The organism is Amycolatopsis sp. NPDC058986 (assembly GCF_042741125.1).
Taxonomy (GTDB): domain Bacteria; phylum Actinomycetota; class Actinomycetes; order Mycobacteriales; family Pseudonocardiaceae; genus Amycolatopsis.
On record NZ_JBHYJW010000066.1, the window covers coordinates 1 to 21,383 of the forward strand.

At 68.9% G+C, this 21,383-nt stretch carries 21 protein-coding genes; 4 read left to right on the forward strand and 17 right to left on the reverse strand.

Annotated elements, in window-relative coordinates; translation table 11 throughout:
* Positions 1–248: 248 nt before the first annotated feature.
* From ACFW0G_RS38085 to ACFW0G_RS38120, 8 genes are all read right to left on the reverse strand, one after another.
* A complete protein-coding gene (locus ACFW0G_RS38085) occupies positions 249–2,021 on the reverse strand; it encodes a 3-hydroxyacyl-CoA dehydrogenase family protein (RefSeq protein ID WP_378330365.1) in 1,773 nt (590 codons plus the stop codon).
* A gap of 202 nt (positions 2,022–2,223) precedes the next feature.
* Complete coding sequence (dhaM, locus tag ACFW0G_RS38090; RefSeq protein WP_378330366.1) at positions 2,224–2,895, reverse strand: dihydroxyacetone kinase phosphoryl donor subunit DhaM; 672 nt, start codon at positions 2,893–2,895, stop codon at positions 2,224–2,226.
* Positions 2,892–3,509, reverse strand: a complete 618-nt coding sequence (gene dhaL / locus ACFW0G_RS38095; protein ID WP_378330367.1) for a dihydroxyacetone kinase subunit DhaL — start codon at positions 3,507–3,509, stop codon at positions 2,892–2,894. Before dhaL ends, dhaM begins: the two co-directional genes overlap by 4 nt.
* 1 nt (position 3,510) lies before the next feature.
* Positions 3,511–4,512, reverse strand: a complete 1,002-nt coding sequence (dhaK, locus tag ACFW0G_RS38100) for a dihydroxyacetone kinase subunit DhaK (protein ID WP_378330368.1) — start codon at positions 4,510–4,512, stop codon at positions 3,511–3,513.
* Positions 4,513–4,581: 69 nt separating this feature from the next.
* Entirely contained in the window at positions 4,582–5,574 is a 993-nt protein-coding gene (locus ACFW0G_RS38105) for a hypothetical protein (protein ID WP_378330369.1), read from the reverse strand.
* 47 nt (positions 5,575–5,621) lie between these two features.
* On the reverse strand, positions 5,622–5,894 hold the full coding sequence (locus ACFW0G_RS38110; RefSeq protein ID WP_378330370.1) for a hypothetical protein: 273 nt from the start codon (positions 5,892–5,894) through the stop codon (positions 5,622–5,624).
* A gap of 9 nt (positions 5,895–5,903) precedes the next feature.
* A complete protein-coding gene (locus ACFW0G_RS38115; RefSeq protein WP_378330371.1) occupies positions 5,904–7,634 on the reverse strand; it encodes a sodium:solute symporter family protein in 1,731 nt (576 codons plus the stop codon).
* A gap of 263 nt (positions 7,635–7,897) precedes the next feature.
* The gene (locus tag ACFW0G_RS38120; protein ID WP_378330372.1) at positions 7,898–8,674 is read right to left on the reverse strand and encodes a hypothetical protein; all 777 of its coding nucleotides are present in this window, start codon (positions 8,672–8,674) and stop codon (positions 7,898–7,900) included.
* A 577-nt stretch (positions 8,675–9,251) separates the two neighbouring features.
* Here ACFW0G_RS38120 and ACFW0G_RS38125 point away from each other — a divergent pair.
* Positions 9,252–10,103 carry an SDR family oxidoreductase gene (locus tag ACFW0G_RS38125; RefSeq protein WP_378330373.1) on the forward strand — a complete coding sequence of 284 codons (852 nt, stop codon included), beginning with the start codon at positions 9,252–9,254 and terminating at the stop codon, positions 10,101–10,103.
* A gap of 56 nt (positions 10,104–10,159) precedes the next feature.
* On the opposite strand, the gene ACFW0G_RS38130 is transcribed toward ACFW0G_RS38125, so the two are convergent.
* On the reverse strand, positions 10,160–10,987 hold the full coding sequence (locus tag ACFW0G_RS38130) for an alpha/beta fold hydrolase (protein ID WP_378330374.1): 828 nt from the start codon (positions 10,985–10,987) through the stop codon (positions 10,160–10,162).
* 76 nt (positions 10,988–11,063) lie between these two features.
* Between ACFW0G_RS38130 and ACFW0G_RS38135 the strand changes: the two genes are divergently transcribed.
* A complete protein-coding gene (locus ACFW0G_RS38135; protein WP_378330375.1) occupies positions 11,064–12,086 on the forward strand; it encodes a sigma-70 family RNA polymerase sigma factor in 1,023 nt (340 codons plus the stop codon).
* A gap of 3 nt (positions 12,087–12,089) precedes the next feature.
* Here the strand turns inward: ACFW0G_RS38135 and nucS are convergent, their stop codons facing one another.
* A complete protein-coding gene (gene nucS, locus ACFW0G_RS38140) occupies positions 12,090–12,749 on the reverse strand; it encodes an endonuclease NucS (protein WP_378330376.1) in 660 nt (219 codons plus the stop codon).
* A 37-nt stretch (positions 12,750–12,786) separates the two neighbouring features.
* Between nucS and ACFW0G_RS38145 the strand changes: the two genes are divergently transcribed.
* Positions 12,787–13,329: an NUDIX domain-containing protein gene (locus ACFW0G_RS38145; protein WP_378330377.1), complete on the forward strand. Its 543-nt coding sequence runs from the start codon at positions 12,787–12,789 to the stop codon at positions 13,327–13,329.
* Between the two features lie 49 nt (positions 13,330–13,378).
* Here ACFW0G_RS38145 and ACFW0G_RS38150 read toward each other — a convergent pair whose 3' ends face one another.
* The gene (locus ACFW0G_RS38150; protein WP_378330378.1) at positions 13,379–14,152 is read right to left on the reverse strand and encodes an enoyl-CoA hydratase-related protein; all 774 of its coding nucleotides are present in this window, start codon (positions 14,150–14,152) and stop codon (positions 13,379–13,381) included.
* Positions 14,125–15,123 carry a GlxA family transcriptional regulator gene (locus ACFW0G_RS38155; protein ID WP_378330379.1) on the reverse strand — a complete coding sequence of 333 codons (999 nt, stop codon included), beginning with the start codon at positions 15,121–15,123 and terminating at the stop codon, positions 14,125–14,127. The genes ACFW0G_RS38150 and ACFW0G_RS38155 overlap by 28 nt, the downstream gene beginning before the upstream one ends.
* A gap of 72 nt (positions 15,124–15,195) precedes the next feature.
* On the opposite strand from ACFW0G_RS38155, the gene ACFW0G_RS38160 reads away from it, so the two are divergent.
* Positions 15,196–15,756, forward strand: coding sequence for a cysteine hydrolase family protein (locus ACFW0G_RS38160; protein WP_378330380.1), 561 nt, complete (start codon positions 15,196–15,198; stop codon positions 15,754–15,756).
* 244 nt (positions 15,757–16,000) lie between these two features.
* On the opposite strand, the gene ehuA is transcribed toward ACFW0G_RS38160, so the two are convergent.
* The 5 genes from ehuA to ACFW0G_RS38185 form a co-directional block, all read right to left on the reverse strand.
* Complete coding sequence (ehuA, locus tag ACFW0G_RS38165; protein ID WP_378330419.1) at positions 16,001–16,765, reverse strand: ectoine/hydroxyectoine ABC transporter ATP-binding protein EhuA; 765 nt, start codon at positions 16,763–16,765, stop codon at positions 16,001–16,003.
* Between the two features lie 10 nt (positions 16,766–16,775).
* Complete coding sequence (gene ehuD / locus ACFW0G_RS38170; RefSeq protein WP_378330381.1) at positions 16,776–17,435, reverse strand: ectoine/hydroxyectoine ABC transporter permease subunit EhuD; 660 nt, start codon at positions 17,433–17,435, stop codon at positions 16,776–16,778.
* Complete coding sequence (gene ehuC / locus ACFW0G_RS38175; RefSeq protein ID WP_378330382.1) at positions 17,435–18,136, reverse strand: ectoine/hydroxyectoine ABC transporter permease subunit EhuC; 702 nt, start codon at positions 18,134–18,136, stop codon at positions 17,435–17,437. Before ehuC ends, ehuD begins: the two co-directional genes overlap by 1 nt.
* Before the next feature lie 13 nt (positions 18,137–18,149).
* Complete coding sequence (gene ehuB / locus ACFW0G_RS38180; protein WP_378330383.1) at positions 18,150–19,043, reverse strand: ectoine/hydroxyectoine ABC transporter substrate-binding protein EhuB; 894 nt, start codon at positions 19,041–19,043, stop codon at positions 18,150–18,152.
* A gap of 217 nt (positions 19,044–19,260) precedes the next feature.
* The gene (locus ACFW0G_RS38185; protein ID WP_378330384.1) at positions 19,261–21,282 is read right to left on the reverse strand and encodes a protein meaA; all 2,022 of its coding nucleotides are present in this window, start codon (positions 21,280–21,282) and stop codon (positions 19,261–19,263) included.
* Between the last annotated feature and the right edge of the window lie 101 nt (positions 21,283–21,383).

The window sequence follows — 21,383 nt, forward strand, 5'->3', positions numbered from 1 at the left end:
CCATGGATGCTGCCTCCGGGGCGGGGTCGGTCTCGGTGGTGTCGAGGCCCCACCCCCCCCGCCACATTGGGGTGTTTGAAACCCCGTGTTCGGCCGGACCGGAACAGCCGCTCCATCGCAAACACACGCCGTTATCTTCGCGTTGAGACAAGCGATAGCAAAGGTCCCTTGCTATCACCAGGAGTGTCGGGTGGGGTGGGTGAGGCAGGTGTGACGGCCAGCCAGGAAGCACCGGCTACGGAGCGTGGTCAGTAGTCCTTGAAGCCCTTGCCGGTTTTCCGGCCGAGGCGCCCGGCCGTCACGAGGTGCTCCAGCAGGGGCGCCGGGGCGAAGCCCTCCTCGCGGAATTCGTTGAACAGCGTCCGCTGGATGGCCAGGGAGACGTCCAGGCCGACGACGTCGAGCAGTTCGAACGGGCCCATCGGCAGGCCGCAGCCGACCTTCATGGCGGTGTCGATGTCGTCCGCGTCCGCGTAGTGGGCTTCGAGCATCTTCACCGCGTCGTTGAGGTACGGGAAAAGCAGCGCGTTCACGATGAAGCCCGCCCGGTCCCCACAGTGCACCGCGTGCTTGCCGACCGCCGCGCACACGGCGTCCGCGGTCGCGAGCACGTCGGGGGCGGTGGCGATCGTCGAGACGACCTCGACGAGCTTCATCACCGGGGCCGGGTTGAAGAAGTGCAGCCCGACCACATCGGACGGGCGGGAGGTCGCGGCGGCGCATTCGATCACCGGGAGCGAAGAGGTCGTGGTCGCCAGGATCGCGCCCGGCCGCACGACGTCGTCGAGCGCGGCGAAGACCGCCTGTTTGACGGCCAGTTCCTCGGCGACAGCCTCGATCACCAGGTCCACATCGGACAGTTGCTCGAAGTCGGTCACCGGGGAGATCCTGGCCAGCGCGGCCACACCGTCCGATTCGGACAGTTTGCCCTTGACGACGGCCTTGTCGAGCGACTTCTTCACCCGCGCGACCGAGGCATCGGCCTTTTCCTGGCTCCTGGCCCGCAGTACGACGTCGAAGCCGCGCTTGGCGAACACCTCCGCGATGCCGGTCGCCATCGTGCCGGTGCCCACGACGCCGACCTTGCGCACCTCGCGCGCGGCAGCCGCGTCCACAGTGGACGAACGCGAAGCCTCGTCGGCGACCACGGTCGGCGAGTCCGGCGCGTCGTAGGTGTAGAAACCGCGACCGGTCTTGCGGCCGAGCAGGCCCGCGGTGATCATCTGCTTCAGCAGCGGCGCCGGCGCGTGCAGCCGGTTGCGCGACTGGTGGTACATCGTGTCGAGGATTTCGTAGGCGGTGTCGAGGCCAATCAGGTCCAGCAAGGCCAGCGGGCCCATCGGGTACCCGCAGCCGAAGCGCATCGCCGCGTCGAGATCCTCGCGCGTGGCGTAGCGCTGCTCGTACATCCGAACCGCGTGGTTGAGGTACCCGAACAACAACGCGTTCGCGATGAACCCGGCGCGGTCGCCCATCACCACCGGCACCTTGCCCAGCCGCTCTGCGAACGCCACGACGTCGGCGACCACCTCGGGCTCGGTCACCACGGTCCGCACGACCTCGACCAGTTTCAGCACCGGAGCGGGGTTGAAGAAGTGCATGCCGACAACCTTGCCGGGACGCGCGGTGTGCACGCCGATCTCGGTGATCGACAGCGACGACGTGTTCGACGCGAACACCACGTCCGGGCGGGTGATCTTGTCCAGTTGAGAGAAGACATCCGCCTTCGCGCCCAGGTTCTCCGGGATCGCCTCGATCACAAGGTCCACATCGGACAGATCCGACAGCGACGTCGTGTACCGAATCCGGCCGAGCAGGGCGTCGCGGGCCGCTTCGTCGAGTTTGCCGCCGGACAGCGCCCGTTCGGTCGAATGCGCCAGATGCCCACGGCCGCGAGCGACGCACGAATCGTCGAGTTCGACCGCGATCACGTCCAGGCCGCTGCGGGCCAATACCTCGGCTATGCCGGCGCCCATCGTGCCCAAGCCGATCACACCGACCGTCGAGATGTCCCGCGCCATCGAGGCCTCCGGAGGTTACTCGCTAGTAGTTTGCTCCGCATACTGCCACGCCCCGGCCATCGGGACAGGGTCTGTCACCCTCCGAATCGAGTCAGATGAAACCGGTACACGTACCCGAACCGGCGAAACGCGCACCCGCATCGACGGCTCGCGTACCGGCGCAGCCGGCTCGCGTACCTGGACGGACGACACGGCGAAGCGGCTACTCGCCGAAGTTGGTGTCCACGAGTTCGCGGGCCTTGGCGAGGGCTTCGGTGGCTTGGGGGCCGCTGGCGCGGATCTCGATCCGGTCGCCTTGCCGAGCGCCGAGGGACATCAGTGCCAGCACGCTGTGCGCGTCAGCCTCCTGCTCGCCGAGGCGCACCGAGACCTCGGCGTCGAACCCGGCGAGGCTGCGCACCAGCACCGCGGCAGGCCGGGCATGCAGGCCGACGTCGTTGTGCAGGGTGAGCTCGATCGTCTCGCCGCCCCCGACTGGCGTCGCGGCTACGAGATCCTCGGGCACACCTGCCGCCGCGGCGGCTTCGGCGACGGCCTTGCGGTCGGCGCCACCCTGCGCGGCGACGGCGGCCGCGACCGCACCCTCGACCAGCGGGGCGTCCACGACCACCGCGGCGGACGGGTCGGCCAGCGTCTCCACCGCGAGTTCGGCGGTCATCTGCGCGCTGCCGAGGTCGTAGAGCAGCACGACCCCGGCGCCGGAATCGGCACGCTGGGTGGCGGCGACGACCTCGTCGTAGTCGGTGCCGATGCCCCCGCCCGGCAGTCCCCCAGCGGGCACGATGGTGACGTCGGGTGCCATCTGGGCGGCCAGTTCGGCGAGTCCTTCGGCCAGCCGCGCGCTGTGTGACACGAGCACGATTCCCACGCTCACCGGGCGGCCTCCGCGAACGCGCGCAGCAGCAGCGCCGTCGAACGCGCGCCGGGATCCATATGCCCCACCGCGCGTTCCCCGAGGTACGAGGCCCTTCCCTTGCGGGGCACCAAATCCACTGTGGACTCCGCACCGCGGTCGGCGGCGTCCGCGGCGGCGGTCAGCGCCGCGGCGAGATCGCCGCCCGTCGAGGCCGCCTCGACCGCGGGGGCCAGCGCGTCCACCATGGTCGCGTCGCCCACGACGGCCTTGCCCCGCGCCTGAACGCCTTCCAGCGCCGCCTTCAACGCCTCGATGAGCGTGGGCACATCGACCTCGTCGCTCGTGCCGAGTTTGCCCGAGGCACGCAGGAAAGCCGTGCCGTACAACGGTCCCGCCGCCCCACCGACCTTCGAGATCAACGTGGTGGCCGCGAGTTTCGCCACCGCCGCGGGCGTTTCCGGCACGCCGGCGTCGAGCGCGGCCACGAGAGCTTCGAAGCCCCGGTTCATGTTCTCGCCGTGGTCGGCGTCGCCGATGGCCCGGTCGAGTTCGATCAGCTCGGCCCGGTGCTCGGCCACCACCGCGGCCGCGGCCCGCAGCGCCGCGGCGACCCTCGTCGCGTCGCAGCCCATGTCAGACCCCCCACCGCAGCGCGGCGGTGTGCACCGGCGCGTCCCAGAGCCTGATCAGCTCGTCGTCCAGTTTGAGCACTGTCAGACTCATTCCCTGCATCTCCAGACTCGTGATGTACGGCCCGACGAGCCTGCGTTCGACCACGATCCCACGCTCGGCCAGCAGCCGCTCGGCGATGCCGTGCGCGAGGTACAACTCGACGAGCGGGGTCCCGCCCATCGAGTTGGTGAACAGCAGGACCCGGTCGCCGTCGGCGAAGGGCAGATCGGTGACCAGGGCTTCGAGCATCCTGGCCACGAGCGCGTCGGCGGGCTCGGCCGGGATCCGCTCGCGGCCGGGTTCCCCGTGGATGCCGATGCCGAACTCGATCTCGTCCTCGCCGAGGTCGAAACTCGGCTCGCCCACATGCGGCACGGTGGGCGCGGTGAGCGCGACCCCGATCGAGCGAACGTTGGCGATCACCTTGCGCGCCAACGCTTCCACCTCGTCCAGGGTGTCGCCGCGTTCGGCGGCGGCGCCGGCGATCTTCTCCAGCAGTACGGTGCCACCGACGCCGCGGCGGCCCGCGGTGTACGTCGAGTCCTTGACCGCGATGTCGTCCCCGACGACCACGCTGCGCACGTCGTGTTCCTCGGCGCCGGCCAGTTCCGCCGCGGTCTCGAAGTTGAGCAGGTCACCGGTGTAGTTCTTGACGATCAGCAGCGCGCCGGGATCACCCGTGGTCGCGGTGATCGCGGCCTGCACCGCGTCCGGGGTCGGCGAGGTGAACACCGCGCCGGGCACCGCGGCGTCGAGCATCCCGCGCCCGACGAACCCGCCGTGCAGCGGCTCGTGCCCGGAACCGCCGCCGGAGATGATCGCCACCTTCCCCGCCACGGGCGCGTCCGCCCTGATCACCACGGCCGGATCGGGTTCGACGCGCAGGATGTCGGCGTGTGCCGCGGCGAGCCCGCGCAACGACTCCTCGACCACCGTCGCCGGATCGTTGATGATCTTCTTCAAGGCGGCCTCCAGCACGTCGGTGGGTGGGGTGCCCTCTTCCTACCGCCCCCGGCGCGTCGCCGCCAGGCGTCAGGCCTTGGGCAGCTTCTGCGCGAGGTTCTTCGCCAGCGTGACCGTTTTACCGCACGGGTCGTCCTGCCCGGACTTGGCGTCGACGTTCTGGTACTGGACCTGCGCGATCTCGACCTGCTTGCCCTGCCACTCCCGGTGCCGCCACTGGACCCGGCAGTCCGAGGAGGTGGTCGAGAGTTTCTGGTACGCGGTGATCCCGCCGCCGAGATCGACCTTGGTGAACCCGTTTCCCTCGGCGGGCGCGAGGCCGGGGAACAACGTCACGGTGACCGAGGTGCCCAGCCCCCAGACGCAGGAGTGCAGCGACGTCGGGAGCTGGTTCGCGGACTTGGCCACGGCGTCGATCGCCGAGGTGTCCAGCGCGGTGCACGGGTCGACGGGAAGTACCGAGCCCGGCGTCGACGGGTACGTCGCGGGCGAGGCGTGCAGCTTCTTCACGGCCCCGTCGAGCGCGGTCTGCCCGGCCCGGCACGCGTCGCCGCCGTTGTAGATGACCGAGAAGGTCACGCCGAGGTTGGGATCCCGGGTGGTGAGCACACTGACGTCGCACGAGCCGCCGTCCGTGCCCTTCGAGACGACCAGCGGCAGCCCGCCGAGCGCGCCGGCGGTGTTGTTCGCGGCGAACGTGACCGCGCCACCGACCTTCACCGAGAGCCGGATCTCCTTGCCGCCAGGGTCTTTCACCGTGTTCCGGCATTCGTCGAAGGTCACCGAGGACGGCGACGGGTCGGACGCCACGGTGCCGAGCGAAGCCAGCGCGGTCTTGTCGACGAACTGGCACGGCTGGACCAGCCGCAACGCCGCCGACGCCACGGCCGGGTCCGTGATCGGGCCACTCGGCGCGTTGTCGGCGTTCGCCGCGGGCACCGTCGTGCGGGGATAGTTGGACTTGCCGAGGTCCCCGCCGCCGCAGGCGGTGACCACCAGCGCGAGCGCGGCGGCCACCCCGGCGGCCGGGAAGAACCGGCTGCTTCGGACGTCAGCGAACACGTCGTGCACGGTAGCCGGACGTGCTCGCCGTTGTCCGGACAACCCGGCTATTCCCCCTCGGCGGGTGCGTCCACGGCCTCGGCCGGAACCGTGATCGGCCGCAGTACCGCCCAGAGCACGAACAACGCTGTGAACACCAGCATGCCGATCCCGGCCCACAGGTTGATGTTCACCCCGGCCGCCTTGGCGCGGTCGGCCTCGGTGGTGAACGCGACGCCCATCACCGTGAGCACCACGCCGTAGACGCCGATCAGCAGCGCGATGATCAGCCTGATGTCGAAGGCGCCCGCCTTGCGCGGCCGCGCGGACTCGTGTGCCATGCGGACCTCCTAGAAGATGATGTTCAGCGCGATGGTCAGGATCAGCACGATGCCCGCGAGCAGGCCCGGCTTGCGGTACCAGCCCGCGTTCTCGCCGGTGTCGTCGTGCTTGAGAGTGTCCCGCGGGGTCAGCGAGTACACCAGCCCGACCAGTTCGCTGTCCGGCTTCGGGCGCGTCGCCAGCGAGACGGCGACGCTGATCACGATGTCGACGACGAACGCCGTCCCGGCGGCGACGAAGCTGGTGCCCTGGCCCTTGAGCCCGAGCACGCCGGTCTGCGACAGCGTCCACACGGTGATCGCCGAGGCGGTACCGAGGACGAGGCCGAGCCAGCCCGCGGTGGGCGTCATGCGCTTCCAGAACATGCCGAGGATGAACGTGGCGAACAGCGGCGCGTTGAAGAAGGAGAACAGGTCCTGCAGGTAGTTCAGGATGTTGCCGGAGTTCGAGGCGATGAACGCGGTCCCGATCGCCAGCACCGTGCCACCGGCGGTGACGCCGCGGCCGAGCTTGAGGTAGTAGTCGTCCGGCTTGTCCTTCTTCACGTACGTCTGCCAGATGTCGTACGTGAACACGGTGTTGAACGAGCTGAGGTTCGCCGCCATACCCGCCATGAAGGACGCGAGCAGACCGGCGATCGCGACGCCGAGCATGCCGTTGGGCAGCAGGTCACGCATCAGCAGCAGGAGCGCGTTGTTGAAGGTCACGCCGCTTTCGGCGGTGCCGCCGTCGAGCAGGACCTGCTTGTCCTTGACGTACTCGGACACGGTGACCGCGGCGATCATGCCGGGGATGATCACGATGAACGGGACGAGCATCTTCGGGAAGGCGCCGATGATCGGCGTACGCCGTGCGGCGGACATGCTCTTCGACGCCATCGCGCGCTGGACCTCGACGAAGTTCGTCGTCCAGTAGCCGAAGGAGAGCACGAAGCCGAGACCGAAGACGAGGCCGAGCACGGACAGGAAGTTGTTGCCGAAGCCGGTCAGGTTGTCACCGGGCCACGAGTGCAGCTGCGCGGATCCGCCGGGGCTGCCGGTGACCTTGTCGACAAGACCCTGCCAGCCGCCGACCTTGACCAGGCCGATGATCGTCAGCGGCAGCAGCGCGGCGACGATCACGAAGAACTGCAGCACCTCGTTGTAGATCGCCGCGGACAGCCCGCCGAGCGCGGTGTAGGAGAGCACGATGACGGCGGCGATGATGATCGACACCCAGATCGGCCAGCCCAGCAGCAGGTTCACGACGCTGGCCAGCAGGAACAGGTTCGCGCCCGCGATGAGGACCTGCGCGGCCGCGAAACTGATGCCGTTGACCAGGTGCGCGGGTTTGCCGAACCGGCGGCGCATGAACTCCGGGACGCTGCGCACCTTCGAGCCGTAGTAGAACGGCATCATCACGATGCCGAGGAACAGCATCGCCGGGATCGCGCCGATCCAGAAGTAGTGCACGGTCGGCAGGCCGTACTGGGCGCCGTTGGCCGACATGCCCATGACCTCGACCGCGCCGAGGTTCGCCGAGATGAACGCCAGCCCGGTCACCCACGCCGGGAGCGACCGCCCGGAGAGGAAGAAGTCGATGCTGCTCGAAACCTGTTTGCGCGCCAGATAACCGATGCCGAGCACCAGTACGAAGTAGAACGCCAACAGGATGTAGTCGATGGGACTCGCGTCGAGCCGCAGGTTCGCATCGGCCAGCACTACACCGCCGTACACCCGGCCACCTCCGGAAGTGAACATTTTCCCACAGGAAACACCATCGTTCCCCGTCGGACCCGGACAGTACTGCATGGATTCAGGCAGGGAAAGCCGGTGTCGCATGACACGCCGGACAAGCCGTTGACCTGCCGCTACAGCACACCGTTCGTGATGAATTCGCGACCGGAGACAGCGGCGAGCGGCTCACACACCCCCGCACAGGAGAACAGGCGCCCATGCCGTGAAGGCCTCCTTACCGGCGCCCAACGCCGGTAAGGAGGCCTTCACGGTCCTGCGGGGGAAACTCAGCGATCGGTCGGGACGGCGATCTCGCCGTCCTCGCCGATCAACCGGGCGAGGACGTCGTCGGGGAGGTAGGTCCGGTGCGGGTAGTTCGGACCCCACGAGTTGAGGATCGGGACCGCGCCGAGCTCGTCGGCCCGCTTGTTGCCGAGCACGGCGTGGACGTCTTCGACCGTCTTCGCCCAGCGGAAGGCCTTGATGCCCTGTTTGACGTCCGGGACGTAGCTCTCGCGCTTGTGCCAGTCGTCGTTGGCGTACGCCTCGTTCCAGAGCACGTGGCCCAGCTCCTTGAGCACCTGCGCCGCGGCCCGCACCGACGTGCCGTTCTCGTCGCCGGGGTTGGTCTCCGGCCATTCGTCGCGTTTCTTCGCCGCGTCCCACAGCCAGCGCGCGGTGTACTCGTCGCCGTTGAAGATCGACATGCAGCGCGACCAGCCGAAGCCGACGCAGGCACCCTCGTGCCCCTGGTTGTAGAAGGCGTACCACGCGTCGGTGTCCGGCGCGCCGCCCGGCTCCAGGCACACACAGTGTCCACCACGCACGGTGGTCAGCGACTTGGCGCCACCCTTGGCGATGAAGTACTCGCCGGAGGTCTTGTCCTGCTCGGGGTGATCGAATTCGCTGTACCAGTTGATGCCGAGGACGACCGGCGCGCTCGACGGCCGTTCCTCGGCGGGCAGCGCGGTCAGCGGATACCTTTCCACGTGCTGCCAGTCGTCCGGCACGAAACGCCCGAGCCGTGGGTCGACCGGATCCGACCCGAGAGGTCGATAGCGCATTGTTTCCTCCTCGAACCTGGGCACGAAAACGGCTCACGCCAGCAGGCGGACACGAACACACCAGCATTTCCGGGTAACAGAAAAACGTTGGCGTGTCAGCAAAACCGAACTTCCGCGAGTCGCATTCGCGGCCTCACGGAGACACCGGCGGAACCCCTCGAATTCCAGTGTGACACACTTCTCATGAATTGCCGTCCACTCTCACCTGTTTGGCGGATCACGGGAATAATCCGTGATGATTCGGCCACGATCGTAGCCAGTATCCCGTTATTTACTTCCACACAAGGAGCACGATAACCGCTTACGGATACCAGCAATTCGGACTCGATCCGGCATCATTCCGGGCAAGCATCGGGGCATACCTTCGCGCGGCGGGGAGCCGGGACGGGCGCCGAGTGCTCTCGGTGACACATCCGCGACGATCGCCCCGGCCTTACCGGCGCGAGAGTCCTCTGTGGACACAAGCCGCGGTCGTGTCGTCCGGCCACCGGTGGATCCCCCCTGCGTGGCCGCCGGGGCGAAAACGTGCCGGACGTTTCCGCGGTTTCTGGCAGACTCAGGGCCACAACCTGGGGAGATGACGATGATTCTGGTGACCGGCGCGGGCGGGAACGTGGGGACCGCACTGCTGACGCGCCTGAAAGCCGACGGGGTGGCCACGCGCGCCGCCTACCGCGATCCGCGCAAGACCGACGCGGCGATCCGGTCCGGGCAGGATGCGGTGACCGTCGACCTGGCGGTGCCCGCCACTCTCGGACCCGCGTTCGCGGGTGTCCGCGCCGTGTTCCTGCTCGCCGCGACCGGCCCGGAGCAGACGGCGCACGAACTCGCCGTGGTCGAGGCGGCCCGCGCGGCGGGCGTACGCGTCGTCAAGCTGTCCGTCTGGCGAGCCGACGAACTGCTCACGCCGATCGCCCACCTGCACTGGCCCGCCGAGCGGGCGCTCCGCGAGTCCGGGCTGCCGTGGACGTTCCTGCGGCCCAACTTCTACCTGCAGAACTTCCTGCGCCAGCCGTCGATCCGGGAAGCGGGCGTGTTCAGCCAGCCACTGGTCGCCGCGCCGATCAGCTTCGTCGACGTCGGCGACATCGCCGAGGTCGCGGCGCGGGTGCTCACCTCCGAAGGGCACGACGGCCGCGTCTACGACATCACCGGGCCGCGAGCGCTGACGTACGACGAGGCCGCGTCGGTCTTCTCCGAGGTCCTCGGCAGGCCGGTGCGCTACGTCGGCCTCTCGGACGACGAGGCCCGCGCCGGGATGCTGAGCCGTGGAATGCCCGAATTCCAGGTCGACGCGCTGATCGAGGTCGCCCGCGCCTACCGGGACGGCGGCGCGGACACGGTCACCTCCACCGTGCCCGACCTCACCGGCCATCAGGCGCTCGGCTTCGCCGACTTCGTCCGGCTACATCAGGACGTCTTCGGCTGAGCACAACGCGATGAGCGTGCCCGGAGTATCCACTGTGGACACTCCGGGCAGGTTCGTCAGTTCCCGCTCAGTACCGCGCGCAGCCGGGTCGCGAACGCAGCGGGATCCTCGGCGAAACCGATGTGGTCACCGGGAAACCTCGTGGGCTCGATGCCGAGCCCGGCGGCCAGCGCTTCCGAGGTGCGCTCGCAGACCTGGCCACCCGACTCCTCGCCGATGCCGACCACGATCCGGACCGCGGTCGCGCGCAGCGCGGCGAGATCCGGCTGCCAGCGCACGGTGGGACGCATCATGTGCTGGTACTGGAAGTCGTCGTCCGCGATCTGCTGCGCGTCGCGTTCGCCGCCGAAGACCTGCTGGAACACCGGCTCCGGCATGACGATGTTCGCCTGTGCGAGGAACTTCCGCATCGCACCGACGGGGTCGCCCGCGAGGTAGGTGTCGATGATCTCCTCGGACCCCGCGTACAGCTGCTCGCGGTCGTCGAGCAGGCCGAGCGACGGCGGTTCGTGCGCGATGACCGTCCGGACGCGTTCGGGATGGCCTTGCACGAGAGCCAGCGCGCTGACGGCGCCGCCGCTGGAGCCGAGCACGGTGGCCGGGCCGGCGTCGACGTGGGCGATGAGCCGCGCGAGGTCGTCCGCGCGCATCTCGGGCGTCGAGTCCTGCTCACGGTCGTCGACCGTGCTGCGGAAGATGCCGCGCGGGTCCGTGGTGAGCACGGTGTAGTCGGTGGCGAGCAGATCGGCCAGCGGCGCGAACGACCGGGCGTCCATCGGCGCCCCGACGAGCACCACGAGCGGGCCTTCGCCGCGCAGTTCGTAGTGCAGCCGCGCGTCGGGAACCCGGAGCGTCGCCGTGGTGACGGTGGGAGTGGCGGTCATGGAATCCTCCTGGTCAAGCGCCTGGAATGCGTGTTCACCGGTAAGTGACTCCCGCACTGGGGCAGAATCATCGCTTGTGAGCGAAATTTCTTCGCAGACCGTCGGGGACCCCGATCTGGCTCGTGCTCGCGAAGGCGACGACGACGCGTTCACCCGTCTCGTCGAGCCGTTGCGCGGCGAACTACACGCGCACTGTTACCGCATGCTCGGCTCCGTGCACGACGCGGACGACGCGCTGCAGGACGCGCTCGTGCGAGCCTGGCGGGGACTGGCGCGTTTCGAGGGCCGCAGCTCGCTGCGGTCGTGGCTCTACACCGTCACCACCCGGACGTGCCTCGATCTGGTCGAGAGCCGCGGGCGGCGGGCGCTGCCCATCGACCTCGGCCCGTCCAGCGACCGCGCCGTCCTCGACAACGCCCCGCTGAACGACGTCGCGTGGCTCGGTCCTTATCCCGACGCGGGGCTGACGGGTGGCGCGGACGCCCGGTACGAACAACGCGAAGCCGTCGAACTCGCCTTCGTCGCCGCCTGCCAGCACCTGCCGGGCAACCAGCGCGCGGCACTCCTGCTTTTCGACGTCCTCGGCTTCTCCGCCGCCGAAATCGCCGACACGATGGCGACGTCCACCGCGTCGGTGAACAGCGCGCTGCAACGCGCGCGCAAGATCGTCGCCGAAAAGGTCCCAGCCCGTACCCAACAGCGGGCACTGCGCGAAATCGACGACACCCGCGTCCGGGAGATCGTCACCGGATACGCCGGTGCGCTGGAACGAGGCGACGCCGACGCGCTGGTCGCGCTGCTCACCGAGGACGTCACCTGGTCGATGCCGCCGCTGCGGCACTGGTACCGCGGCATCGAAGCCGTCATGGACTTCGCCGTCGAGATCCCGCTGACCCGCTGCCCCAGCTGGCGGCACCTGAGCACCAGCGCCAACGGCCAGCCCGCCGTGGCCTGTTACCTCGGCGAGCACGCCGACGCGCCGCACCTGCCGTGGTCGATCAACGTCCTGACGCTGCGCGACGGGCGCATCGCCGACGTCACCTCGTTCGTCGGCGCCGAGCACTTCCCGGCGTTCGGGCTGCCGGACTCGCTGCCCTGACGCTCAGAAGAGGCGGAATTCGTCGGATTCGATGCCGCGCAACGCGTCGTAGTCCAGGGTCAGGCAGCGGATGCCGCGGTCCTCGGCGAGCGTGCGGGCCTGCGGCTTGATGATCTGCGCGGCGAACACGCCCTGCACCGGCGCCAGCAGCGGATCGCGGTTGAGCAGTTCGAGGTAGCGGGTCAGCTGCTCGACGCCGTCGATCTCGCCCCGCCGCTTGATCTCGACGGCGACGCTGCGGCCGTCCGCGTCGCGCGCCATGATGTCGACCGGCCCGATCGCGGTCGGGAACTCGCGCCGCACCAGCGTGTGTCCTTCGCCGAGAGTCGTGATGTGCTCGGCGAGCAGTTCCTGCAGGTGCGCCTCGACGCCGTCCTTCTGCAGCCCCGGTTCGGCGCCGAGTTCCTGGACGTGGTCGTGGTAGATCTCGTCGATGCTGATGACGAGCTTCTCGCCCTGCTTGTTCTCGACGATCCAGAGCTTGCCGTCCTCGATCAGCCAGCACGGCGGACTCATCCAGTTCAACGGCTTGTAGGCGCGGTCGTCGGAGTGCACCGACACCGAACCGTCGGCCTTGACGAGCAGCAGCCGGGTGGCCATGGGCAGATGGGCTGTCAGCCTGCCGGCGTAGTCGACCTGGCAGCGAGCGATCACGAGACGCACCCGCCGAGGGTAGGACAGGCTCGGTGATACTGGGTGAGTGGACCCCATTCAGCGTGTCGCGTCCCGCGAGGTGTACCGGAACAATTGGATGACCGTGCGCGAGGACATGATCCGGCGACCGGACGGCAGCCCCGGCATCTACGGCGTTGTCGACAAACCGACCTTCGCTCTCGTCATCCCGTTCGACGGCGAACGGCTGCACCTGGTCGAGCAGTTCCGTTATCCGATCGGCCTGCGCCGCTGGGAGTTCCCGCAGGGAACCGCCCCCGACCTCGCCGAGATGCCCCGGCTGGAGCTGGCCGCCCGCGAACTGCGCGAGGAAACCGGGCTGACCGCGGAGACGCTCACCCACCTGGGCCGGATCGACCTCGCCCCCGGGACGTCCAGCCAGCGCGGCGACGTCTACCTGGCGACCGGGCTCACCGAAGGCGATCCCGAGCGCGAGCACGAGGAACAGGACATGCGCACGGCCTGGTTCCATCGCGAAGAGGTCGAGAAGATGATCGCCGCGGGCGAGCTCACCGACGCCCAGTCCCTTGCCGCCTACGCCCTTTTCCTGCTCCACGAACGGACGCGCTGAAGGGGACTTTCCTCGCATGCGACGCGAGGAAAGTCCCCTTCGGCTCACGTCAGTCCGGCCAGGAGGGGTGGCGCTTTTCGAGGAACGCGGCCATGCCTTCGCGGGCGCCGGGGAGCTGGGACGCCGCGGCCATGACCTCCAGCGCGATCGTGTAGGCATCGGCTTCGGGACGGTCCAACTGGGCGTACAGCGTCTGCTTGCCGAGCGCCTTGCTCGCCCGGCTGCCCCTGGTCGCCCGCGCCAGTAACCCGGCGACGGTGTCGTCCAGCTCGTCGTCCGGGACGACCCGGTTCACCAGGCCCCAGTGCAGCGCGGTGGCGGCGTTGACGACGTCGCCGGTCAGCGCCAGCTCCATCAGGCGCTTGCGGCCGACGGCCCGCGCGACCGGGACGGCCGGGGTGTGGCAGAACCAGCCGCCTTTCCCGCCCGGCAGCGCGAAACCGGCCGATTCCGCCGCCACGGCGAGGTCACACGACGCCACGAGCTGGCAGCCGGCGGCGGTCGCGAGGCCGTGCACGCGCGCGATCACGACCTGCGGCACCGACTGCATCGTGTGCATCAGGTCGGTGCACAGCTTCAGCAGCTCGCGTACCCCCGGCAGGTCCCGCGCGGCGACGTCGCCGAAGTCGTGCCCGGCGGAGAACACCGGCCCGGCCCCGGCCAGCACGATGCCGGTCGCGTCGGTCTTCCCGATCTCGCGGAACGCCGCGAGCAGCTCGGCGAGGTGCTCGGCGGACAGCGAGTTCCGCCGCGAAGCGCGGTTCATGGTGACGGTGACGGTCTCGCCGTCCCGCTTCACGAGGATGTGCTCGTACTCGGCCATGATCCGACGGTAGCCCCCACGGCGCGGGAACGAAACGTGCGCCGGTAGGAGTCCGGCCCGACGCCGACCTCGGTCCGCATCCGGCGCCGCAGGTTCCCCGCGGTCCCCAGCCCGGACCGCTCGGCGACCCGCTCGACCGGCAGCTCGGTGGTCTCCAGCAGCCGCTGCGCGTACCGCACCCGCTGGACCCGCAGCCACCGTCCCGGCGTGACCCCGGTGGCCGCGGCGAACTCGCGGTGGAAAGTGCGCTCGCTCATGCCCGCGTGCCCGACCAGGTCGTCCACCCCGATGTCCTCGCCGAGCCGCGCCATCGCCCAGTCCATTGTGGACGTCATACCCGGACGGGACGGCCTGGCCGGCAAGGGGTTCTCGACGTACTGGCGCTGACCGCCTTCCCTGGCTGGCGGCATGACCAAGCGGCGGGCCAGGGTCGCCGCCACGTCGGCGCCGTGGTCGCGGCGGACCAGGTGCAGGCACAGGTCGAGCCCGCCGACCACGCCCGCCGAGGTCAGGATGTCGCCGTCGTCGGTGTACAGGACATCCGGCTCGAGACGCGCCTCGGGCGCGACGCGTTCGAGGTCGGCGAAGAGCGACCAGTGCGTCGTCGCGGCATGGCCGTCGAGCAGTCCGGCGGCGGCCAGGGTGAACGCACCCGAGCAGAGCGACGCGACGACGCTGCCCGCGCGATGGGCCCGGCGCAGCGCCGCGACGGCGACCTTCGGGACGTCGCCGCGCGGGTCCACGCGGCCCGGCGCGAGCACGAGGTCGCAGCCGCCGAGCCCGGCGAGCCCGTGCGTGGCCGCGAGGTCACCGGCCGGGTGCAGCGCCGTGCGCACCCGGCCGGGGCTGCACCAGCGCAGCTCGAACGGCCCGATTCCGCTCGCGGTCCGGTCCTGGCCCCAGACCTCGCCGATCACCCCGACGTCGAACATCCGGGTGCCCGGCAGCAGCAGTACCCCGATCGTGTGCATGGCAGAAAAGTACCGCATCGCGCGTCTTCTGCCACTCCCCTGCGGCGGCCACGTCCCGCGAAACTCGGGAGCATGACGAACACGGCACTGATCCTGATCGACGTCCAGCGCGGTTTCGACGCCCCGGATTTCTGGGGCCCACGCAACAATCCCGGCGCCGAAGCCAACATCAAGGCGCTCCTCGACGCCTGGCAGGAACGACGGCTTCCGGTCGTCCTCGTACACCACGACTCGGCGAAACCGGACTCGCCGCTGCGCCCCGGGCAGCCGGGTAACGACTTCAAGGCCGAACTCGACGGCGCCCGGCCGGACCTGGTGTTCGGCAAGAAGGTGAACTCGGCGTTCATCGGCGACGTCGATCTGGACGGGTGGCTCGAAACCCGGGGCATCACGAGCTTCGTACTGGCCGGGATCCAGACGAACTTCTGCTGCGAAACCACCGCGCGGATGGGCGGAAACCTCGGCTACGACGTCACTTTCGCCCTCGACGCCACCTACACCTTCGACCTCGAAGGACCGGACGGCGCCGTGGTGACCGCGGACGAGCTGAGCCGCACGACCGCCGCGAACCTGCACGGCGGCGGCTTCGCGACCGTGAAGTCCACAAAGGACGTTCTCGCGGGACTCCGCTGAGCCCGAGACCACTGATCGCCCGGGGAGCCGGGTGGCGCGAACCCGGCTTCCCGGACGAGCCGGAGCGGCGAACGGCGAGCCACCGTGGAACCCCGGCGGCACGTTCGTCCGGACGCCCGGTTCGAGGACATCACCTCACGGCCCGCCGGTCGAGCCGGTCTGCCCCTTCGTCGACGGGCCGTGGTGCGATCGGGCAGCGGGCTGCTCGCTGTGGCCTGCCGGCTGCCGCCGAGGCAGCCGTCGCTCACTCGCGGTCGATCACCGCCTTCAGGAACCGCCGGGTCCGCTCGTGTTCGGGCTCGCTGAACAGTTTCTCCGGCGCGGCGTCCTCGAGCACCCGGCCGTGGTCGAACATCATCACCCGGTCCGAAACGTCCTGGGCGAACTGCATTTCGTGGGTCACGCACAGGATAGTGATGTCCGTGCTGGTCGCGATGTCCCGCAGCACCCGCAGGACGTCCGCGACGAGCTCCGGGTCGAGCGCGGAGGTCACCTCGTCCAGCAGCAGCACGTCGGGCCGCATCGCGAGCGCCCGCGCGATGGCGACCCGCTGCTGCTGGCCACCGGACAGCTGGGTGGGGTGCGCCTGGGCCTTGTCCGACAGCCCGACCATGTCCAGCAGGTCGAGTGCCCGCGCCTCGGCCTCGTCGGCGGCGAGGCCGAGCGAGCGGACCGGCGCCTCGGTGATGTTGCGCAGCACGTTCATGTTGGGGAACAGGTTGAACTGCTGGAACACCATCCCGATGCGCCGGCGCATCTCGCGCAGGTGCTTCTCGTCCGCGCGCACGAGCTTGTCACCCTTGCGCATATGGCTCAGATAGTCGCCGCAGACCTCGATCGTGCCGTCGTCGGCCTTTTCCAAGGTCATCAGCAGCCGCAGGATCGTCGTCTTCCCGGAGCCGCTCGGGCCGATCAGCGAGACGAACTCCCCCGGCGCGACGGAGAAATCGAGATCGTCGAGCACGACGTTGGCGCCGAACTTCTTGACCACCCCGGAAAACCGGATCATCGCGTGGGGATCAGGCACTGTGGACACGGCGGCGTTCCAATCTCCGGACCAGTATCGAGGCGGGCAGGCTCACCAGGAGGAAGAGCACCCCGGCCATGGTGTAGGGCTCGACGACGCGGAAAGTGTCCGCGCCCACCGCTTTCGCCTGGTACAGCACGTCCAGCACGCCGATCGCCAGCAGCAGCGGGGTTTCCTTGAACATCGAGATGGTGTAGTTGCCCAGCGCGGGCAGCACCCGCGGGATCGCCTGGGGCAGGATCACCGCACGCCACGTGCGCGCCCGCGGCAGGTTCAGCGCGACCGCGGCCTCCCACTGTCCTTTCGGGACGGCCTCGATCCCCGCCCGGTACACCTCGGCCGCGTAGGTCGCGTAGTGCACCCCGAGCGCCACCACCCCGGTGACGAAGGCGGACATCTTGAACCCGGTCACCGGCGGCACCAGCCAGAACAGGACGAACACCTGGATCAGCAACGGGGTGCTGCGCACGAACTCGATGAACAGCCAGATCGCCTGGGACAGCACGGGAATCCGCGCGCGGCGCAGAATCGCCAGTACGAGGCCGAGTGCATAGGCCAGCGCCGAGCCCAGCAGCGTGAGCTCGACCGTCACGAGCAAACCCTTGAGCAGCAAGGGAAGCGAGTCGAACGCCGCCTGCCAGCTCCAGTTCATCACACACCTCCCGCCGACGCGAGGGCCTTGGTCCGCGACGCCGGCGTCCGGCCGAGACGCCGCGCCGACGCTCGCTCCAGCGCCCGCATCCCGATCGTGATCAGGATCGCGAGCAGCAGGTAGAGCACGAGTTCGGTGGCGTAGATCCAGACGATGTCCGCGCCGAACACCGGCCGCAGCAGCTCACCCTGTTCGGCGATCTCGCCCGCCGAGATAAACGACAGCAGCGCGGTGCTCTTGAGCAGCTGGATGAACAGGTTGTTGAACGGGGGCAGCATTTCCACGAACGCCTGCGGCAGGATCACCCTGGTCATCCGCTGCGCCGGCGTCAGGTTGAGCGCGATCGCGCCCTCGTACTGTTCCTTCGGCACCGACCGCACCGCGCCCCGCACGATCTCCGCGCCGTACGCGCCGTGGTTGAGGCCCAGTACGAGGATGCCCGCGAACAGCGGCACGAGCTGGAAACCGACGAGCACGGGCAGCACGAAGAACAGCCAGAACAACTGCACGACTTCCGAGGTGCCACGGAAGATTTCGACGTACAGCCGCGCGATGCCCCGGACGATCCGCGACGGCGAGAGCAGCGCGAGACCGGCGACGAGGGCGAGCACCACAGTGAGCGCTATGCCGCCGAGGGCAGCTTCAACCGTCGCGGTCAGTCCACTGAGGACGGACGTGACGATGTGCGACACGTTTGACATGACGCGCCACCCGTTACGCGGCGCACAGCTTTTCGGTGGTCACGTCCGGCTTCGGCAGGTTCGCCTCGGTGAAGCCGAACGGAGCGACGATCCTGGCCCATTCCCCGCCGTCGTGCAGCTTCTTCAGTTCGGCGTTGAAGGCGTCCCGCAGCGAGGTGTCACTGGTGCGGAAGACGAAACCGCCCGCCGAGATCACCGGTTTGCCGTCCTTCATCGGGTCGAATCCCTGCGTAACCTCGGCGGCCGCGCCGGGATTCTTCTTCAGCAGGTCCTTGAGCGAGATGTCGGTGAGCGCGGCGCAGTAGACCCGGCCGTCGCTGACCGCGCGCAGCAGGTTGTCCTGGGAGTCCAGGGTGGTGATCTGGTCCTCGGGCACCCCGGAGTCGGTGGCGTAGCCCTTCTCCACAGCCGCCGAGAGCACCGCGACCTTGACCTTCTTCGCCTTGATGTCCTCGAACTTCAGTACCTGCTGCGGATTGCCCTTCGGCACCAGCAAAGCCGTCAGCGCCGAATAGTCCGGCAGCGAGAAAGCCGCCTGGCCACAGCGTTTCTGGGTGATGTTCATCCCGGCCGCGACGACGTCGTACTTCTTCGCGTTGAGCGCGGGGATCAGCTGGTCGAAGGACACCGCCTCGGCCTCGACGGCGTCGATGCCCATTGCCTTGAACACCGCGCGCGCGACCTCGGGCGCTTCGCCGGTGACTCGCCCGCTCTGGTCGGTGAATCCGTACGGGGATTCGTTCGCGATGCCGATCTTGATTTTCTTGGCGCTCTTCGCCGCCTGCAGCGCGTCACCGGAGGACGTCGACGTGCACGCGGACAACAGGACGGGACCACCGATCGCGGCGGCGCCCAACACCGCCGAACGGCGGAAAAAGTCACGCCGGGACCACTCGCCGTGCTTCATGACAGCACCTCGTTTCGATCCATTCTGGGTGAACCGAACGTAGGTGCCGCACCGGAACAAAGCACGGTGAGCGGAATGATCACCGCCCGCCGTTACCGGAAATTGACCGTTGGAAACGGTAAGTGTCCACTCCTTCTCGGCCCGTTACCTCGCGGCCGCGTTTCGAAAATCATAAACGTGTTGCCAGTTTTCTGGGTAATTTTCCGATGAATCGCGTTCAGGCGCCGAGTCCGTGCCGCTCCCGCACAAGACTCACGATGCCGTCCATGATGTCGGTCAGCTCGTAGTCCTTCGGCGTGAACACCCGCGCGATCCCGCGTTCGAGCAGCAGCTGCTCGTCGTCCGGCGGGATGATGCCGCCGACGATCACCGGGATGTCGCCGGCACCCGCCGCCCGCAGGCCGTCCACCACGTTCGGCACGACTTCGAGATGCGAACCGGACAGCACGGACAGCCCCACCACGTGCACGCCTTCCTGCACGGCTGCCGCGACGATCTGCTCCGGGGTGAGCCGGATGCCCTGGTAGACGACCTCGAAACCGACGTCGCGGGCACGGACGGCGACCTGCTCGGCACCGTTGGAATGTCCGTCCAGCCCGGGTTTCCCGACCAGGATGCGCAGGCGCTCGCCGAGTTCGGCCTCGGTGGCCCTGACCCGTTCGCGGACCCGCTCCAGCCCGGGATCGCCCGAGCCCGCGGCCGCCGAGGCGGACACTCCCGTCGGCGCCCGGTATTCGCCGAACACCTCACGCAGCGCGGCCGACCACTCGCCGGTGGTGACCCCGGCCCGCGCACAGTCCACAGTGGCCTCGAACAGGTTCTCCGTCGTCTCGGCCTTTTCGCGCAGCTTCGCCAGGGATCGTTCGACGGCGGCGTTGTCGCGCTGCGTCCGCCATTCCTCGATCGCGGCGACGGCGGCCTTCTCCACCGCCGGGTCGACGGTCTCGATCGCCTTGGCGCCTTCGGCTTGCAGCGGTGAGGGCTCGGTGGTCTCGAACTTGTTGACCCCGACCAGGATCCGCTCGCCGTTCTCCATCCCGCGGCGGTACTCCGCGAGCGAGGTGACCAGCTGCGACTTCATGTAGCCGCTCTCCACCGCCGCGACCGCGCCGCCGAGGTCCTGCACGCGCGCGATCTCCTCGCGCGCGCCCGCGACGATTTCGTCCACTTTGGCCTGAATGACGTACGAACCGTCGAAGATGTCCTCGTACTCCAGCAGATCCGTCTCGAACGCGAGAACCTGTTGCATCCGCAGTGCCCACTGCTGATCCCACGGACGCGGCAGGCCGAGCGCCTCGTTCCACGCCGGCAACTGGATCGCGCGGGCCCGCGCGCCACGGGAAAGCGACACAGCCAGCATCTCCAGCACGATGCGCTGGACGTTGTTCTCCGGCTGCGCCTCGGTCAGGCCCAGCGAGTTGACCTGGACGCCGTAACGCAGCCGCCGCGCCTTCGGATCCGTTACGCCGTAACGATCGTGCGTGATCTCGTCCCAGAGCGCGGTGAACGCGCGCATCTTGGACATCTCCTCGACAAACCGCACACCGGCGTTGACGAAGAACGAGATCCGCGCGACGACCTTGGCCATGTCGCCCTCGTCGACCTGGCCGGAATCGCGGACGGCGTCGAGGACGGCGATCGCGGTGCACAGCGCGTAGGCGACCTCCTGCGTCGGCGTCGCCCCGGCCTCCTGCAGGTGATAGCTGCAGATGTTGATCGGGTTCCACTTCGGCACGTGGTGCACGGTCCACGCGATCATGTCGGTGATCAGCCGCAGGCTCGGCCCCGGCGGGAAGATGTACGTCCCGCGGGACAGGTACTCCTTGATGATGTCGTTCTGCGTGGTGCCGGTGAGCTTGGCGAGCACCTCGTCGATGTCGCGTCCTTCGGCTTCGGCCTGTTCGCGCGCCACGGAGACGTACAGCGCCAGCAGCCACATGGCGGGCGCGTTGATCGTCATCGACGTGTTGGCCTCGGCGAGCGGGATGCCGTCGAAGAGCCGCCGCATGTCACCGATGTGCGCGACCGGGACGCCCACCTTGCCGACCTCACCGCGGGCGAGCGGGTGGTCGGGGTCGTAGCCGGTCTGCGTCGGCAGGTCGAAGGCGACCGAGAGGCCGGTCTGGCCCTTGGCGAGGTTGCGGCGGTACAGCTCGTTGGACGCGGCCGCCGAGGAGTGCCCGGCGTAGGTGCGCATCACCCATGGCCGGTCCCGCTCACGATCCGTTGGATAGGGCACGGTGCACCTCCGGTGGACGATTCGCCGAGTATACCGGCCGGTAACATAGTGCACTCAGTGGAATCCGACACGTCAGTGTGACCCGGCGGGCGGCCCGGCGC